The organism is Oxalicibacterium faecigallinarum (assembly GCF_014635705.1).
GTDB lineage: Bacteria > Pseudomonadota > Gammaproteobacteria > Burkholderiales > Burkholderiaceae_D > Oxalicibacterium > Oxalicibacterium faecigallinarum.
Genome location: NZ_BMDI01000003.1, coordinates 111,908 through 128,921, shown reverse-complemented (window position 1 = coordinate 128,921; position 17,014 = coordinate 111,908). Strand labels below are relative to the sequence as shown.

14 protein-coding genes and 1 pseudogene are annotated in these 17,014 nt (G+C 55.1%); 8 read left to right on the top strand and 7 right to left on the bottom strand.

What is annotated here, in order from left to right; translation table 11 throughout:
- The first annotated feature begins 210 nt into the window (after positions 1-210).
- From IEV29_RS14085 to IEV29_RS14050, 8 genes and pseudogenes are all read left to right on the top strand, one after another.
- On the top strand, positions 211-1,293 hold the full coding sequence (locus IEV29_RS14085) for a porin (RefSeq protein WP_188381961.1): 1,083 nt from the start codon (positions 211-213) through the stop codon (positions 1,291-1,293).
- 144 nt (positions 1,294-1,437) lie between these two features.
- Positions 1,438-1,506, top strand: a pseudogene (locus IEV29_RS16360) (SEC-C metal-binding domain-containing protein); the annotation flags it as partial.
- A gap of 114 nt (positions 1,507-1,620) precedes the next feature.
- On the top strand, positions 1,621-2,013 hold the full coding sequence (locus tag IEV29_RS14075; RefSeq protein ID WP_188382168.1) for a hypothetical protein: 393 nt from the start codon (positions 1,621-1,623) through the stop codon (positions 2,011-2,013).
- A gap of 63 nt (positions 2,014-2,076) precedes the next feature.
- A complete protein-coding gene (locus IEV29_RS14070) occupies positions 2,077-2,805 on the top strand; it encodes a response regulator transcription factor (protein WP_308632734.1) in 729 nt (242 codons plus the stop codon).
- A gap of 5 nt (positions 2,806-2,810) precedes the next feature.
- Positions 2,811-4,172 carry a HAMP domain-containing sensor histidine kinase gene (locus IEV29_RS14065; RefSeq protein ID WP_229726423.1) on the top strand — a complete coding sequence of 454 codons (1,362 nt, stop codon included), beginning with the start codon at positions 2,811-2,813 and terminating at the stop codon, positions 4,170-4,172.
- Positions 4,173-4,320: 148 nt separating this feature from the next.
- Positions 4,321-5,457 carry an efflux RND transporter periplasmic adaptor subunit gene (locus tag IEV29_RS14060; RefSeq protein WP_188381959.1) on the top strand — a complete coding sequence of 379 codons (1,137 nt, stop codon included), beginning with the start codon at positions 4,321-4,323 and terminating at the stop codon, positions 5,455-5,457.
- An 8-nt stretch (positions 5,458-5,465) separates the two neighbouring features.
- Positions 5,466-8,579: an efflux RND transporter permease subunit gene (locus IEV29_RS14055; protein WP_188381958.1), complete on the top strand. Its 3,114-nt coding sequence runs from the start codon at positions 5,466-5,468 to the stop codon at positions 8,577-8,579.
- Positions 8,557-9,828, top strand: coding sequence for a TolC family protein (locus IEV29_RS14050; protein WP_188381957.1), 1,272 nt, complete (start codon positions 8,557-8,559; stop codon positions 9,826-9,828). The genes IEV29_RS14055 and IEV29_RS14050 overlap by 23 nt, the downstream gene beginning before the upstream one ends.
- A 25-nt stretch (positions 9,829-9,853) precedes the next feature.
- Here the strand turns inward: IEV29_RS14050 and IEV29_RS14045 are convergent, their stop codons facing one another.
- From IEV29_RS14045 to IEV29_RS14015, 7 genes are all read right to left on the bottom strand, one after another.
- Entirely contained in the window at positions 9,854-10,624 is a 771-nt protein-coding gene (locus IEV29_RS14045) for a DUF3025 domain-containing protein (RefSeq protein ID WP_188381956.1), read from the bottom strand.
- Between the two features lie 39 nt (positions 10,625-10,663).
- Positions 10,664-11,734: a dihydroorotase gene (gene pyrC, locus IEV29_RS14040; protein WP_188381955.1), complete on the bottom strand. Its 1,071-nt coding sequence runs from the start codon at positions 11,732-11,734 to the stop codon at positions 10,664-10,666.
- 84 nt (positions 11,735-11,818) lie between these two features.
- Positions 11,819-12,544 (bottom strand): amino acid ABC transporter ATP-binding protein, encoded by a 726-nt coding sequence (locus IEV29_RS14035; protein WP_188381954.1) that lies wholly within the window; start codon positions 12,542-12,544, stop codon positions 11,819-11,821.
- A 31-nt stretch (positions 12,545-12,575) separates the two neighbouring features.
- Positions 12,576-13,262, bottom strand: coding sequence for an amino acid ABC transporter permease (locus IEV29_RS14030; protein ID WP_188381953.1), 687 nt, complete (start codon positions 13,260-13,262; stop codon positions 12,576-12,578).
- Positions 13,255-13,986, bottom strand: coding sequence for an amino acid ABC transporter permease (locus tag IEV29_RS14025; protein WP_188381952.1), 732 nt, complete (start codon positions 13,984-13,986; stop codon positions 13,255-13,257). The genes IEV29_RS14030 and IEV29_RS14025 overlap by 8 nt, the downstream gene beginning before the upstream one ends.
- Before the next feature lie 57 nt (positions 13,987-14,043).
- Positions 14,044-14,952 carry a transporter substrate-binding domain-containing protein gene (locus tag IEV29_RS14020; RefSeq protein ID WP_308632733.1) on the bottom strand — a complete coding sequence of 303 codons (909 nt, stop codon included), beginning with the start codon at positions 14,950-14,952 and terminating at the stop codon, positions 14,044-14,046.
- Between the two features lie 166 nt (positions 14,953-15,118).
- Positions 15,119-16,993, bottom strand: a complete 1,875-nt coding sequence (locus IEV29_RS14015; RefSeq protein WP_188381951.1) for an ABCB family ABC transporter ATP-binding protein/permease — start codon at positions 16,991-16,993, stop codon at positions 15,119-15,121.
- Between the last annotated feature and the right edge of the window lie 21 nt (positions 16,994-17,014).

Here is a 17,014-nt window from a genome sequence, read left to right as displayed (position 1 = left end):
GCAACTTCGCACCGGCCTGTTGCAAATAAACGTCAATCTGTCTCATTTCTTCCATTCACTTTTGATATTTGGTTGTCACCCAAGACTTAATTTGTTTCAATCAATCCGTCGCCTTGTCAAAGTTAGGCAAGGCAGGCAGCTCCGCAATGGACACTGTGCAGACCTGATAACAGGCGGCACTTCCTAAAACAACATTTGAGGAACATTTAAATGAAAAAATCGCTTTTGGCCTTGGCAGTTCTGGGCGCATTCGCAGGTGCTGCATCGGCACAATCGTCGGTTACCGTCTACGGTATCATGGACTTGGGTGTTCGTAGCACCGACAACGGCAACCCACTGGGCCGCACCAACGGCATCGAATCCGGCAATCAAAGCGCAAGCCGTATCGGTTTCAAAGGTGTTGAAGATCTGGGTGGCGGCATGGCCGCAACGTTCCAATTGGAAGCACAAATCGCTGCTGACGTTGGTGGCACTAGCAACACCGCAATTGGCTCCCAAAACCAAACATTCAATCGTCTGGCGACTGTTGGCCTGCAAGGCGCATTCGGTAAAGTCGATCTGGGCCGTCAAACTTCAGTTATTCAAGATGCGTATAACGCAATCGATCCATTCGGCGACGGTGGCATCGCTGGCATTACCGGCTTCTTCTTTAACGGCAACCAACTGAGCGGCGACGCTGGCCGTATCTCGAATTCGGCTAAGTATGTCACGCCTTCGTTCGGCGGCTTTACGGCTCGTGCAGCATACTCGTTCGGCGAATCGGCTGGCGACACCGGCGCAAACAGCAGCTACGGCTTGGGCGCAGCTTTTGTTAACGGCCCTCTGAACGTCCAGTTCGGTTACCATAACCGCGATACTTCCGCACAAACATTGACAACGACTCCGTTCGTTCAAACTGGTGAAGGCAAGTTCACGTTTGTTGGTGCTACCTACAACTTTGGTGCATTCAAACTGCATGGCGCATATGCTGACTCTAAAGTTCAAACCGGCACTATCGCACTCCCACTGTCGGCTTCTACTAAATACCGTAATGCAATGGTTGGCGTGAGTGTTCCTGTTGGTCCAGGCACCATCATGGGTACCTATGCAATCAACGACAATCGCTCGGCTGCTGACTCCGATGCACAACGCATCTCGCTGATGTACTCGTACGATCTGTCGAAGCGTACCAACCTGTACACCGGCTACGTTCGTACCTCGAACGATAATGGTTCGCGTATTAGCTTGGCTCCAGCAGCACCACTCGGCGAGAGCGCAAGCGTCTTCACCGTTGGCGTACGTCACAAGTTCTAATTTCTTGCAGGCCTAGCCTGCTTGAGTTAAACGACGAGAAAGGCACCTTCGGGTGCCTTTTTTATTTCCAGTGCACGCCCTACCGAGCGTCATGCGATACTTGCACATTCCTGTAAAAGCAACCCGATCTAGGCAGCTTCGAGATTGAATATTGGTAGAAATGATCCGTGCCCATGCGGTAGCGGCGATAAGTACAAAAAATGCTGTGGCAAGGTCATTCAGGTTCAGCCTATTAAACCTGCACGCGCCAGCAGCGTTACGCGCTCTTGCGGCGACTGCACGGCATGCTGCGATGGATGGCTTGCCTCGACGATCTATGGGCACAAGATGTATCCCGGCCAACGTTGTCACTTTGTGCGTGATGGTGGATGCAGTATTTATGAAACACGACCAGAATCACCATGCCGTCAATTCGAATGCGGATGGGTTGATGTCGATAGTCCGTTTCCAGAAGCATTCAAACCAACTCTGCTCGGCGTGATCATCGTGAAGACAACTTGGCGTGGTCAGCCTGCCTATCGGTTAGCACATGCAGGCCGCGACTTGAATCAGGCTGAACTGGAGTGGTTCATGCGCTTTGCACAACAAACCGGACGCCCTTTCTTTTATGAACAAAATGGCACAACAACTGGCTATGGTCCGCAAGCGTTTGTGGAAGATATGCAAATGAAGTTACGCAAGGGGCTGCCCTTGTTCGAGTCGCATGCAGCGAGCTCGTAAGCCGCATCCGATTGTCACTTTTATCTTTGACCAGCCATGCCGTCGTCACCACCAAAATCATCGTTGCGCCGTTGCCTGATCATCGAGGATGACACACACAATGCGCATCACATTGCCAAGGGCTTGAGCGATATCGGTTTTGCCACCACGGTATGCGCCGACAGCAATGAAGGCTTAACCCGCGCCATCCATCAGAACTGGGATGTCATTATTCTGGATCGAATGCTGCCAAACGACGTCGATGGCCTTTCGATTCTTTCTACCTTGCGCGCACACGGCAAACGAACACCCGTGCTCATCCTGAGCGCGCTGTCCGCCATTGATGAGCGCGTGCGAGGGCTCGAGGCCGGCTGCAACGATTACCTGACCAAACCCTTCGCTTTCCCCGAGTTGGCTGCTCGCGTCGAAGCGCTGGTACGCTGGACCCAACCGGCGGAAGTCACGCAGGAACTGCAACTCGCCGATCTGAAAATCAATCTGCTGACACGTAGCGTGGAGCGCGGTGGCAAACCGCTGCTCCTGCAGCCGCGCGAGTTCCGGTTGCTTGCTTACATGCTGACCCACGCCAATCAGGTGCTGACGCGCACCATGTTGCTGGAAGCCGTCTGGGACTATCAATTTGATCCCCAGACCAATGTAATCGATGCGCATATCAGTCGCCTGCGTAACAAGGTGGACAAAGGCTTTTCACCACCACTGATTCATACCAAACGCCATCTTGGTTATATTCTGTCGATACAACCAGAAACAGATAGCGATAAAACAGCTACCACCAAAGCCGGCATTCGCTGATCCGGATGAAACTGTCATTCCAGCCACGCAGTTCCGCAGCCTTTCGCATGGCGTTCAATTACAGCGTCCTGCTGGTGCTCTCCCTGCTGATTCTGTTCACAATCTTCTACATGCAGACGGTCAATGTTTTGCAGAACCGCATCGATCGTCAGATTATCTCCAGCACCAACCGCCTTCTGGAAGAATATGCACAGGATGGACAACCCGCACTGGTAAAACAGATCCGCAATCACTTCCGTGACGACATTTATTCGGATACCGAGATCTATTTGCTGGTCAACGCCGAAGGTGAAAAGATCATCGGCAACATTCCGGCAATCCCACCGTTATTGCAAACCAGAAAAGGACTGGCTGAAGCACGTGTTATCCGTAACGGCAGGGAAGCACGCGGCCGCATGGCAGTCGAAACACTCTCCGATGGCAGCCGCCTGCTAGTCGGCAGTGACATCAATCACCAGCTTGAGATTGAAGCGCTGTTCAACCGAGCAGGCTTAATTGCCGGGCTGCTGGGACTGATCATGTCCATCGGCGGCGCCTTTCTCTTTCATCGCGAACTCAAGTTACGTATTGCCGGCATCCAGAAACTGGTGACGCATGTCCGGCAAGGCGACCTGTCGCAGCGCCTGCCTGTCGCCGAGGAGAATGACGAATTCTCGCGTATGAACATGGATATCAACGACATGCTGGATCAGCAGCAGCGCCTGATGGATGGCGTGCGTCACGTCTCCAACACCATCGCTCACAATCTGCGTACACCATTGACACGCATTCTTTTGCGCTTGCGCAAGAGCGGACAAGAAGATCCACAAGCACGGGAAGAAACGCTCCGTTTTGCCACGCGTGAGATTGAAGAGCTCGGCATCATGTTCGACAAGATGCTGAACATTGCCGAAGTCGAATCCGGCACACGACGCCAGGCCTTTGCGCCCATCGCCTTGAATGACGTGGTGGCTGATGTGATGGAGCTTTATGAGCCTGTCGCGGAAGAAAAAGGCATAAGCTTGCACGTCCATTTTTCTGATACGCCGATGATTCTCGGCGACCGTGACTTGCTAGCCAGCGCAGTAGCCAACCTGATCGACAACGCCATCAAATATGCAGGCCAGAACGCCACAGTGGAAGTCAGCACCATGAGCGACCTACATGAATCGATCATCTCGGTACACGACAACGGTCCGGGCATACCTGACGATGATTTACCGCATATCGGCCGTCACTTCTATCGTGTTGATCGCACGCGCCCCGGTTACGGCCTCGGTGTAGCAAGCATCATGGCAATCGTACAACTGCATAGTGGACGAATTGTTTATCAAAATACATCACCGGGTCTGATGGTACAGATGTATTTCAAATCCCACACTTCGTGAAGATTAACGAACCGTAATCACACATACATTCGACCCTGATTATCATCCTTGAACAGACTGCGGATCATCACGATCACTAGGTGCGCTACGCCGTGACACTGCGTCGCCGCACCTGACAAGCAGCAATGATGATTTTCGGAGATGAAACATGCCTCACCCTGTATTTGCGCGCCCACTCGCATTGTTAGGCGCACTCTGCCTTACCGGTACCATTGCCGGTTGTAGTGAAAAGGCAGCAGCACCAGAAGCCAAACCCGCTCCCGTTCATTCTCAAGTTCCCGGTCGACTGAAGATTCAACCCGCCTCCATGAAGATGCTGGAGATCCAGACCGTCAGCGATACGCAGGACACGCAAACCGCGTGGGCTCCCGCGCACATCGCCTTTCGCGATGACCGCGTCACGGCCGTCAGCGCCTCGGTTCCCGCGCGCGTGCTTGAGATTCATGCCAACGTCGGCGACACCATCGAACAAGGTGCGGCACTTGTCACCATTGTCAGTCCGGACGCCTTGCGTATCCGCTACGAACTCGGCAAGGCCGAGGTTGCCTATGACGTCGCCTTTGCCGAAGCAAAGCGGCAACGCATGATGTTTGAAAAAAATGTCGGCACACAGGTAGATCGTCTGGCAGCAGAAGCACAATTGCGCGAAGCCGAACAAGAACTGCAACGCGCCAAACGCACCGCTTCGTTGATGGGCAAAGGCAATAACGATCGCATCGTCATCACTTCGCCACGCACTGGTGTCATCGCGGCGCGGAATGCAACCATCGGCGCCGCCGTGGAACCGGATGGAGAGCCCTTGTTTATCGTTGGCGATCCCAAGGCAGTCTGGATCGTTGCCGACGTCTTTGAAAGCGATCTAGCCGGCATGCGCGTCGGTACACGTGCACAGGTCGAGCTGTCCTCCATGTCCTATCTGGCAACCGGCACCGTGCAACGCATTGGCGCAGTACTCAGCACGGATACGCGTCGCGCACCTGTTTTCATCACACTCGATGGCGACAAACCCTTGCCGGAACTGCGTCCTGGCATGCTGGCACGTGTCGGTCTGGAAGTCCCGGCGCAGGCTGGCATGGTGATTCCTCTGAGCGCCGTACTGATCAAGGATGAACGACGCTCCATCGTTTACGTACAAGTTGGCGAGAACAGTTTCGAAGCACGCGATGTGATCCTCGGCGCACCGTCGCGCGGGTATATCTCGGTAATTTCTGGCCTGAAAACAGGCGATCGCATTGTCGTCAAGGGTGGCCTGCTGCTCGATGGCGCCGCTAACCAGCTTCTGTAGAGAACACCATGCTGCGCGCTCTCATTTCCTTTGTCGTCCACCGACGACTGGTGGCACTCGCCTTCACGGCTGCAGTCGGTGCCTACGGCATCTTTGCCTATCTCAATACCGCAATCGAAGCCTATCCTGACGTCACCAATGTGCAGGTCGGACTCATTTCACAGGCGCCAGGTCTGGCGCCGGAAGAAGTCGAGCGTCAGATCACGTTGCCACTCGAACGTGTTCTGAACGGCACACCGGGCCTGCAATCGTTGCGCTCGGAAAGCTATTTCGGTCTGTCGATGATCAACCTGGTGTTTGATGACAACACCAAGAGTTTCCGTGCACGTTCTGAAGTTACGCAGCGCTTGCCGCAAGCCGATCTGCCCGACGGTGTCGTGCCGGAGATGGCACCCGACTACACGCCCCTCGGAAAAATTTACTACTACCGTCTGAACAGTGATCACCACACACTGGCCGAACTGCGAACGCAGCAAGAGTGGACCGTCACACGTGTACTCAAGCAAGTACAAGGCGTTGCCGATGTGGTCAGCGTTGGCGGCTTCGTCAAGGAATTTCATATCGAGGTGAGTCCCGCCAAACTAGCCGGCCTGGGGCTGACGCTTGGTGATGTGGTCGATGCCTTATCAAAATCAAACAAGAATGTCGGTGGCGGTTTGTTGCGCCGCGGCGAGCAATCGCTAATCATTCGCGGCATCGGCTTACTCAAATCCCCTGCCGATATCTCGGCTGTCGTGATTCGTGAGAATCGCGGCTCACCCATCACGGTTGGTGATGTCGCACGCGTGATGCAGTCACATACGCCGCGTCAGGGCTCGGTCGGCATGGATGACGAAAACGACATCGTGCAAGGCATCGTGTTGCTCAAGCGTGATGAAAACCCATCCAAAGTACTCGCGCAAATTCACAAGAAGGTAGACGACCTGAATAGCGGTTTGCTGCCTGCCGGTATGCGTCTGGAACCAAGTTACGACCGTTCCGTACTGGTCGGTCACACGCTGGGGACAGTGCAACACAATCTGTTGTTCGGCGCCACATTGATTATCGGCATCCTCTGGCTGTTCCTGCGCAGCATGCGTGGCTCGCTCATTGTGGCAACCGTGATTCCGCTCTCGTTGCTGGTGGCGTTTATTGGCCTTTATCTGATCGGCATGCCGGCCAATCTGATCTCCATGGGTGCAATCGACTTCGGCATCATGGTTGACGGCGCGGTGGTACTCACCGAAAACATCATTCGCAATGCACGGCAGAGACAGCCACAGAATCGTTCTGATATGTACAACATCATCATCGATTCTGCCGTCGCAGTCGGTCGTCCCACCTTGTTTGCAATGGCAATCATTATCGCCGCATTGATTCCGGTGTTTTCGCTAGAGAGCGTGGAAGGCCGCATCTTCCGCCCCCTCGCCATGACATACAGCTTCGCGCTGCTTGGCGCACTGGTATTTGCGCTGGTGCTGGTACCGGCGTTGTGTGCGCTGTTGCTCAAGCCCAAGCACGTCAACATTCCAGAACCCAAGGTTTTCACCAAGATGCACCACGTGTATCACGACCGCCTGAGTCGGCTGTTGCAAACTGCGCGTGAACGCTGGATTGTGATTGGTGTATCTATCGGTGTCCTCGTGATTGCCCTTGGTTCCGCCAGGTTTCTCGGCACCGAATTTTTGCCCGAACTGGACGAAGGCGACGCGTATGTACTGGTACAAATGGCGCCTTCCATTTCGCTTGAGAAGGGGCAGGAAGTATTGGCAGATGTGCGCCGCCGCCTGCGTGCGTTTCCGGAAACCAATAGCGTCACCAGCGAGCAAGGTCGGCCTGAATCCGGTACCGATAACGAGACCTTGAATCTGGCCAAGGTTCTGGTTCGCCTCAAACCGCACAAGGAATGGCGTGCCGGCCTTACCAAACGCGACCTGATCGGCGAGATGCGTGCCTCACTGAGCGAAATTCCCGGTGTGGCATTCAACTTTGCCCAACCGATTCGCGACAGTGTGGAAGAAGCGACTTCCGGAGCGCGTGGTCACGTGGTTCTGAAACTCTACGGACCAGACATCCCGACACTACGCTCCATCCTGCAGCAGACCAAACTTGCACTGCAGCCGATCGAAGGCGTCGTTGATCTGGATCTTTATCGTGACGCCCCGGCACCGCAATTGCACATCGAATTTGATCGTCAGCAGCTTGCCCGTTTTGGCGTCTCGATGGAAGAAGCAGAAACCGCGGTCGAAGTTGCAATCGCCGGACGTGTCGTTACCACCTTGTGGGAAGGCGAATATGGTGTCCCCTTACGCGTACGTCTGCCTTATGCCGATCGCATGGATGAAGCACGTATCCGTGAGATCACCATTCCGACACCGAGCGGCAAGGCGGTGCCACTGTACGCCGTTGCCACGATCGGCTTCAAGATCGGCAATTCCTCGATTTTCCGCGAAGGCAATGCGCGTTACATGGCGCTCAAATTCAACGTTGATGGCCGCGATATCGGCTCCGTCGTCAAGGATTCGCTGGCCGCGTTCAAGCAAACCGTGAAGCTGCCTGAAGGCTACGTCGCGCAGTGGGGCGGCGAATGGGAAAATCAGCAACGTGCCGCATCCCGCTTGAAGATCGTGATTCCCCTCTCGCTGGTCATCGTGTTTGCCTTGCTGTTCAGCGCGCTGGGCAGTGCGCGTAGCGCCGGCATCATTTTGCTGACCGCACCGTTTGCCATGGTGGGCGGCATCGTTGCACTGCACCTGACGGGCATTGCGCTATCCATCAGCGCGGCGATCGGCTTCATTGCTCTGCTTGGTCAGGTGGCGCTGGTTGGCCTGCTGGTGCTCAGCGCGGTTGAGGACATGCGTCGCGGCGGCATGCCGATGCTACAGGCACTGATTGAAGGCATGGCAGAACGCATGCATTCGGTGCTGCTTGTGACGTTGCTTGGCCTGCTTGGTCTGTTGCCGATGGCACTGTCTACTGGCGTGGGCAGCGAAACGCAGCGTCCATTTGCCTCCGTCATTGTCGGCGGCATGGCGATCCTGCCGTTGGTTGCGCTCTTCATTCTGCCGATTTTTTATTACTTCTTTGGTCCACGGACCATGATGACGTGGGAGGAGCGTGATGCGCTGGCCACACAAAATTAAGATGCGTCATACCATGCGCGGCGTCACCATTCTGCTTGCTGCATGTGCTGTGGTGCCTGCCTGGTCACAAACCATGTCGGGCGAAATCCTGCCGCAACGCGTTGCGCTTGATGCCTTCCTGCAGATCGTGGAACGCAACAATCCTTCCCTGCAGGCAGACCGTCTGCAGATTGATGCGGCACAAGGCGATCTCCAAGCTGCTTCAGCCTTTCCAAATCCTGTTGTCAGTTACGGCAGAAAGCCAAACGAAAAGGAAGCGGTTGTTGAGCAGCCAATCCCGATCTTCGGCCAGCGCGGCTTGCGCATGGAAGGTGCTCGCCTAGGCGTGGATGCGACCAGTGCGCGTGTCACGTCAGCCAAGGCAATGTCCTTGCGCGATGCCGCACATGACTTTATTACCTTGCTCGTCGCACAGGAAAAGCTGATGCGCCGTGAAAAGGCGGAAAAGCAGATGGAACAGGCGCATCGCATCGTGGTCGGCCAGGTAGAAGCCGGCACACGCAGCCGTTACGATAAGGCGCGCATGGATATTGAGTTCGCCAATATCCGCATGCAGGCCGCGCAGGCACGTTCTGCGTTAAGCGATGCAACCGCCCGTGTCATCGAAGCGGTGGGTGCGCCGGGCTGGAATCCGATTGCGGTCGGCACACTGCAACCGACACTGACGCAAGCGACCTTTGATTCGCTATGGTTGCATGCAAAGGACAATCTGCCTGCCGTACGCGCAGCCATCGCCGAGCAGGCATTGGCGGACAAAATGATCGAAGTGGAAAAGCGCGAAGCATGGCCGACACCTGCCTTCGGTGTCGGTAAATTGCGTGATAGCGAAGGCCGTCATACCGTGATCGGCGTATCGGTCGAAATCCCCTTGTTTGATCGCCGTCAGGGACAGGTTGCCAAAGCACAGGCGCAGGCCAGAGAAGCATCGCTACGACGTGAAGCCGTGATCCGTAACGCGCAGAATGAACTGCGGCGCGCCACCGCGTTACTTTCGCAACGCATTGCACTGACACAACGCTTCCGCCACGACGCACTCGATCTTCTGCCAGACCTGAACCAGATGGCACAGGACTCATACAGTCTTGGCAAAGGCTCCATACTGGAATTGATCGATTCGATTCAATCGATCTCTGAAAAGGAAATCGTTTATCTCGATCTGACGGAAGAACTGCTACAGGCAGAGATCGATGTGCGGTTTGCTTCGGGCGATATGGTGCCAGGCACCATGACGGCCAACAGCACAAGATAATCTCTCGTCACAACAACCTGACCATTCAGCGTCTTTCGCTTCGCTTGGGGCGGAAGACGCTAACGTCCGCGTAGAAATCCTCGTTCTGCTCAGGCCACCAGCCGGGCACCCCCAGAACAGGGAGTGGAGAAAAATCCGCCGTCGATAATCCTCTCGCCAGCTGCGCTGCAACATACGCATCTATCTCGCCAGCGCTGGCCGAAGCCGGCAAGGCGACAAACCAGATATGACCGGTGATTGGCTTGCGTGGCGCCACCAGTTTCTCCATCAGCGCATGACCAAACAGCAAGGGGTGACAGTGCTGCTCAAAGTCGGCACGCGCTTTCACAAACAGTTGTTGCCATGCATGCGCTCGTAGCGCATCGATGAATATCGGCTTGTCTGTCACCAGCAGCACTGCATTTTCATCGAAGATGGTGGCAGCATCGCGGACACTGCCACGCGGCGCGTCCGGCCCGGCACGCGCAATCTCCTGCGCCTGCAAACGATTGAGCTGCACCTTGATCTTCGGATAATGCAACCAGACCAAAGCATTGAAGAAGTCATGCAGGTTATCGCGAGTCGGAATGTTGCCGGTATCGCTGATGAACTGTTCATAAGCCATACCCTGCGGTAACGCCTCTTGCGGCACACATTGCAGCATCAACCCACGATGATTACGCAAGGCCATGGCCTGCATGCGCGCGTTACAGGCGTGACGCCAGTTCGCGGATTGCGCCAACGCTTCGCCCGTGGGGCGCACGGAAGCCAGCCACGGACGTGACCAGTCGATCTGTGCAAGGCAGGATGATGTCATGCAGAGAAAAACGGATAAACCACGTTCACACGCAAACGATCAGACGAACTTCCATCCCATCGTCTCACCGGCCGCCAGCGGCACCAGTGTGTTATTACCCATCGGCAGCTCTGCCGGAATTTCCCACGTCTCGCGACGCAAGGTCACCGTTGCCGTGTTACGCGGCAGATTGTAAAAATCTGGCCCGTGGAAGCTGGCAAATCCTTCCAGCTTGTCCAGTGCATTGACGCGATCAAAGGCTTCTGCATACAGCTCCAGTGCATGCAGTGCGGTATAGCAGCCAGCGCAACCGCACGCGTGCTCCTTCATGCCTTTCGGATGCGGCGCCGAATCCGTGCCAAGGAAAAACTTGCTGCTGCCCGAGGTTGCTGCAGCAACCAGTGCCTGACGATGCACCTCGCGCTTGAGAACAGGCAGGCAGTAGTAATGCGGGCGAATGCCGCCTTTGAAAATCTCGTTGCGGTTGTACAGCAGATGCTGCGGTGTAATCGTGGCAGCCACATACTGATCCGCTGCCGCCACATACTCGGCAGCATCCTTGGTGGTGATGTGTTCGAACACGACTTTGAGTTCCGGCATGTCGCGACGCAACGGCTTCATCACACGCTCGATGAATTCCGCCTCGCGATCAAACAGATCAATGCCCGGATCGGTGACTTCGCCATGCACGAGGAAAGGCATGCCAACCTTCTGCATCATTTCCAGCGTCTTCATGCATTTGGACAGACTGCTGACACCTGCATCCGAATTGGTCGTCGCGCCGGCCGGATACAGCTTTACGGCATGGACAACACCGCTTTCCTTGGCGCGCACGATTTCTTCCGGTGGCGTGTTATCAGTCAGATACAGCGTCATCAACGGCTCGAACTGCATACCAGCCGGCAAGGCGGCAAGAATGCGCGCGCGATAGGCAACGGCTTGCTCGGTCGTCGTAACAGGTGGCTTGAGATTCGGCATCACGATCGCGCGCGCGAACTGGCGCGCTGTGTCCGGCAGTACCGCGGCAAGCGCTGCGCCATCGCGCAGATGCAGATGCCAGTCGTCGGGACGGGTGATCGTGAGTTGAGAAGGTTGCTTGCTTGCGGTATCGGATGCGGAATGTGTGGTCATGGCGAGGTCTTTCTTTGAACCCCGCCATTTTACCTGTTCGGACGACGAATTCCGACTCGATTGGCCGGATGCCAGTGGCGATGATCAATGCAGGATTTTGGCCAGGAAATCTTGCGCACGTTCGGAGCGCGCGCTGCCGAAAAATTCATCCTTGGTGCAATCTTCAATGATGGCCCCCTTGTCCATGAAAATGACACGATTGGCAACTTTTCGCGCAAATCCCATTTCATGGGTAACCACCATCATGGTCATGCCTTCCTGCGCGAGGCCGACCATGACATCCAACACTTCATTGATCATTTCAGGATCAAGTGCAGACGTTGGCTCATCAAACAGCATCGCCATCGGATCCATCGACAACGCGCGTGCAATCGCAACACGTTGTTGCTGACCGCCGGACAATTGCCCGGGAAACTTATCCTTGTGCGCCAGCAAACCCACACGATCCAGATACTTGAGGCCGCGCTCTGCCGCTTCTTCTTCACTCCGGCCAAGTACCTTGACCTGGCCCAGCGTCAGATTCTGGCGAATAGAAAGATGCGGGAACAGCTCAAAATTCTGAAACACCATGCCAATCCGCGAGCGCAGTTTTGACATATTCGTTTCCGGTGCACCGACGACGGTGCCATCCACCGTGATACGTCCTTTTTGAAATGGCTCCAGTCCGTTCACGGTCTTGATCAACGTCGATTTTCCCGAACCGGATGGACCGCACACGACCACCACATCCCCTTTGGCGACCTGCGTTGTGCAATCGGTCAGCACCTGAAAATTGCCGTACCACTTGCTGACGTTTTCCATTTCGATCATGACTTGCTCCTCCGGTTGCAATTAGGTCTGGCTAGCGAATGATGGCCGTGCGTTTCTGAATCTGCTTGACGATCATGGACAAACCCAGACTCATGAAAAAGTAGAAAACAGCGATGAACAGATACATCTCCACCACACGGCTGTCGCGCTGTGCAATCTTGACAGCTGCACCGACAAAATCTGTGACGTTGAGCAGCGACACCAGCGAGACGTCCTGAAACAGAATGATGGTTTGCGTGAGCAACAAGGGCAGCACGTTACGCCACGCCTGCGGCAAGACGATCAGGCGCATCGACTGTCCGTAATTCAAACCCAGCGCATAACCTGCATTCACCTGCCCTCTCGGCACGCTCTGAATACCAGCGCGCATGATTTCGCAGAAGTAAGCGGCTTCGAAAAGAATGAAGGTGATATAGGCAGAACGATCGGCACCAATTGCAATCGGCCACTCCGATCCTGTTATCCACTGCATCCCTAACGGAAACAGAAAATAGAACCAGAAGATCACCAGCAATAGCGGAATCGATCGCATCACATTGACGTAACCACCCGCCAGCATCGACAACGTACGGTTACTGGAAAGCCGCGCCAATGCCAGCAAGGTACCGAACAACACACCGCCAATCGTTGCCACCACCGTCAACTGAATCGTGTATTGCAACCCCAGCAGCAGCAAAGGCCAGCTATCGGCGATGACAGCAAAGTCAAAATCAAACATGGCGACCTCCCGCGGCCTGTCCCGGAATCGCCAATCGTCTTTCCACCAAAGCCATCAGGCGGTTGGCCAGCAAGGCGATAACCAGATACATCAGCGTGGCGGCAGCGAAGGCTTCGAAATAGCGGAATGTCGTTTCGCCCATTTCACGTGTACGGAAGAAGAGCTCAACCAAACCAATGGAATAGGCAACCGCCGTGTTCTTGATCAGATTCATCAGCTCGGAGGTCATCGGCGGAATAATCATGCGATACGCCATCGGCAACAACACATAGCGATACGTTTGCATCTGCGTCAGTCCCAACGCATAACCGGCGTTGCGCTGCCCACGCGGCAATGTCTCTATGCCGGAACGCACCTGCTCGGCAATCCGCGCTGCCGTAAAGAAGCCCAGACAGAGGACGGCAGTAACGAACTGATGCGTAATCGGATCGAGTTCGATGACGATATTCTTGACCGCTGGAATCACTCCGGGAACGACGAAGTACCAGACGAAGAACTGCACGAGCAAGGGAATGTTACGGAACAGTTCAACATAGGCACCGCCCAGCATCACCAGCCAGCGCTTGTCTGTGGTGCGTGCAATACCGATAAGCGAACCCAGCACAAACGCCATGATCCAGGCCAGCGCCGCCACGGCTAGTGTCCACCCCAGTCCTGAAAGCAGCATGACGCCCCAGGTCGGGTCACCCTCACCCATTGGCTGAAAGAAAATGCCTAGCTCCATGATGCGCGACCTCCCTCTCTGACCTGCCATGCAAATGCAATCGGAATACAACGCATATCAAACCCCTTCATCGTTCGGATGCTGAAACTGTTCACGCAATGCATCCGTCAAGGGAAAATGCAAATTGAGTCGACGTGGTGGAATCGGCTGTACAAACCATTTGTCATACAAGGCGTAGATTTCGCCAGAACGCATGACGTCGCCTACCGCCTTGTCGACCAGGGCCTTGAATTGCGGATCATCACGACGCAGCATCATGCTGTAAGGCTCCTGCCGCAAAGATTCCGGCAGAATCCTGTAAAGCTCAGGCTTCTTGGCATTGGCAATCTGCCCTGCCAGAAGAATGTCATCGATGACGAAAGCGGATGCGCGGTCCTCTGCCATCAGCAAGAAAGATTCCGCGTGATCCTTGCCGTAGATCTCCTTCAGGCGCATTTCCTTGCCACGTTGATGTGCACGCAGCAATGCCACCGATGTGGTGCCGGAGGTTGCCGCCACGGCGCGATTATCCAGCTGCGCCAAGGTCTCGATGCCGGATGATTTCTTAACGGCTGCACGGATATTCACAAGAAAATAGGTGGGGCCAAACGCAACCTGCTTTTGACGTACCTTGGAGTTGGTGGTGGAGCCGCACTCCAGATCGATGGTGCCATTCCGCAGCAGGGGAATACGATTGCTGGATGTTACTGGCAACATACGGATTTTCAGATCGGGGCGATTCAGAGTCAGTTTGACCTGATCCACAATCTTCATGCACAGATCAATCGCATAACCGATCGGTTCGGCACGATTGTCGAGATAGGAAAACGGAATGGAGGTTTCGCGATAACCGATGGCTAGCGTGCCGGTTGCGTTGATCTTCTTGAGCGTGCCGGTCAGCTCCGGCACCTGCGCCTGCGCGACTTGCATTGTGCCGGCACAGGCGATGGCGCCTGCCCACACGCCACACCACTTCATCCAGTTCATACACGCTCCTCGAGGAATGATGGCTACTGCTTTATTCTGAATATGTATCCTTGTGCAATTTCCAGGCCATGCAAGAAACAGAAACGTTTCTAGTGCAGGCTTTCTTCATAGAACGTGTTTTCCTGATTCGGTTCCGTGCACGCGCGATGGACGTGCCTCCTCTCGTCTAGCGTAACACAGAATTCCCGGTTTCAGCCACTGTGTCCAGCAAATCAGGCTCCGCCGCCAATGCTTCTTCCGCCACGCGTTGCTGGATCTGATGTCGCCACATACTGGCATATGTGCCATTCGCGGCAAGCAACTGCACATGCGTACCGCGCTCGATGATACGTCCGTGCTCCAGTACCAAAATCTGCGCCGCATCGACAATTGTAGAGAGCCGATGGGCAATCACCAAGGTGGTCCGGTCCCGCGCAATCTCCTTGAGTTGCGACTGGATCGCCTGCTCTGCATGCGTATCCAGCGCCGATGTGGCCTCATCAAAGATCAGGATGGCGGGCTGCTTGAGCAAGGTACGCGCAATCGCCACACGTTGCTTCTCGCCACCGGACAGTTTGAGGCCACGCTCGCCGACCATCGTGTCATAGCCATTGGGAAGCGACTCGATGAAATCGTGAATGTAAGCCGATTTTGCAGCGGCAACAATGTCGCTGCGCTGCGCACCGGGACGTCCGTAGGCAATGTTGTATTCGATCGTATCGTTAAACAGAACCGTATCCTGCGGCACGATACCAATCGCCTGACGCAAGGACTGCTGCGACACCGTGCGGATATCCTGGCCATCGATCATGATGCTGCCGGCATTGACATCGTAGAAACGAAACAACAGGCGCGACAATGTGGATTTACCTGAGCCACTGTGTCCGACCACGGCCGTCGTTGTTCCTGCCGCGATCGTGAAATCGACATCATGCAGAATCTGCCGATTGCTTTCGTAGCCAAAGTCCACGTGTGAGAATGCAATCTCTGCGCCACGCGTTTGCAGCGGCGTCGCATTCTCCGCATCGGCAATTTCCTTGTTCTGCTCGAGCAAGGAAAACAGTCTCTCCATATCCGCCATGCTCTGCTTGATTTCGCGATAAATCACACCCAGAAAATTGAGCGGAATATAAAGCTGGATCATGAAGGCATTCACCAGCACCAGATCGCCCAGCGTCATGCGACCATCAATCACCTGTTGTGTCGCACGCCACAGAATCAGCGTCACGGCAAGCGCGATGATGCTCGACTGGCCCGTATTCAACAGCGATAGCGATGACTGCGATTTGACAGCGGCTCGCTCGTAACGCTGCAAGCCTTCGTCGTAACGCCTGGCTTCGTACTCCTCGTTGCCAAAGTACTTGACCGTCTCGTAATTGATCAGCGAGTCAATCGCACGCGTACTGGCTTTGGAATCCAGATCATTCATGGTGCGACGAAAGTGCGTACGCCATTCCGTCACGACAATGGTAAAAATCACATAACTGATCAATGCGCCCAGCGTGATCAACGTAAACCAGATGTCGTAGTGCAAGGCCAGATACACCAGCACCAAGGTAATTTCCACCAAAGTCGGCAGAATACTGAACAAGGTATACGACACGAGAGACGATATGCCCCGCGTACCACGCTCGATGTCACGCGTCATGCCGCCGGTCTGGCGATTCAGATGGAAACGCATCGACAAGGCGTGCAAGTGCTGGAAAACCTTGAGTGCAATGGTGCGCACGGCCCGTTGCGTGACGCGCGCAAACAGATACTCCCGCAATTCCGTAAGCAGCGTCGTCGATAGCCGCAACACGCCATAGGCAATCAGTATCCCCACCGGCAAAACCAGCATTGCCTGCATGCTGCCAGTTGGCAGCGTCAGACTGTCAATCAGATTCTTGAGAACGAGCGGAACGCCGACATTCGCCATCTTGGCGGCAATCAGACACACCAGCGCCAGACCGATGCGCCATTTGTATGTCCAAAGATAGGGAAGAAGGGTGGCGAGTGCCGCCCAGTCATTGCGCCCCTCATGCGGAGGCAAACTGGGCTCGGTAGAAGAATTTCGGCGCATACGGCGAACTATTGGCGAATG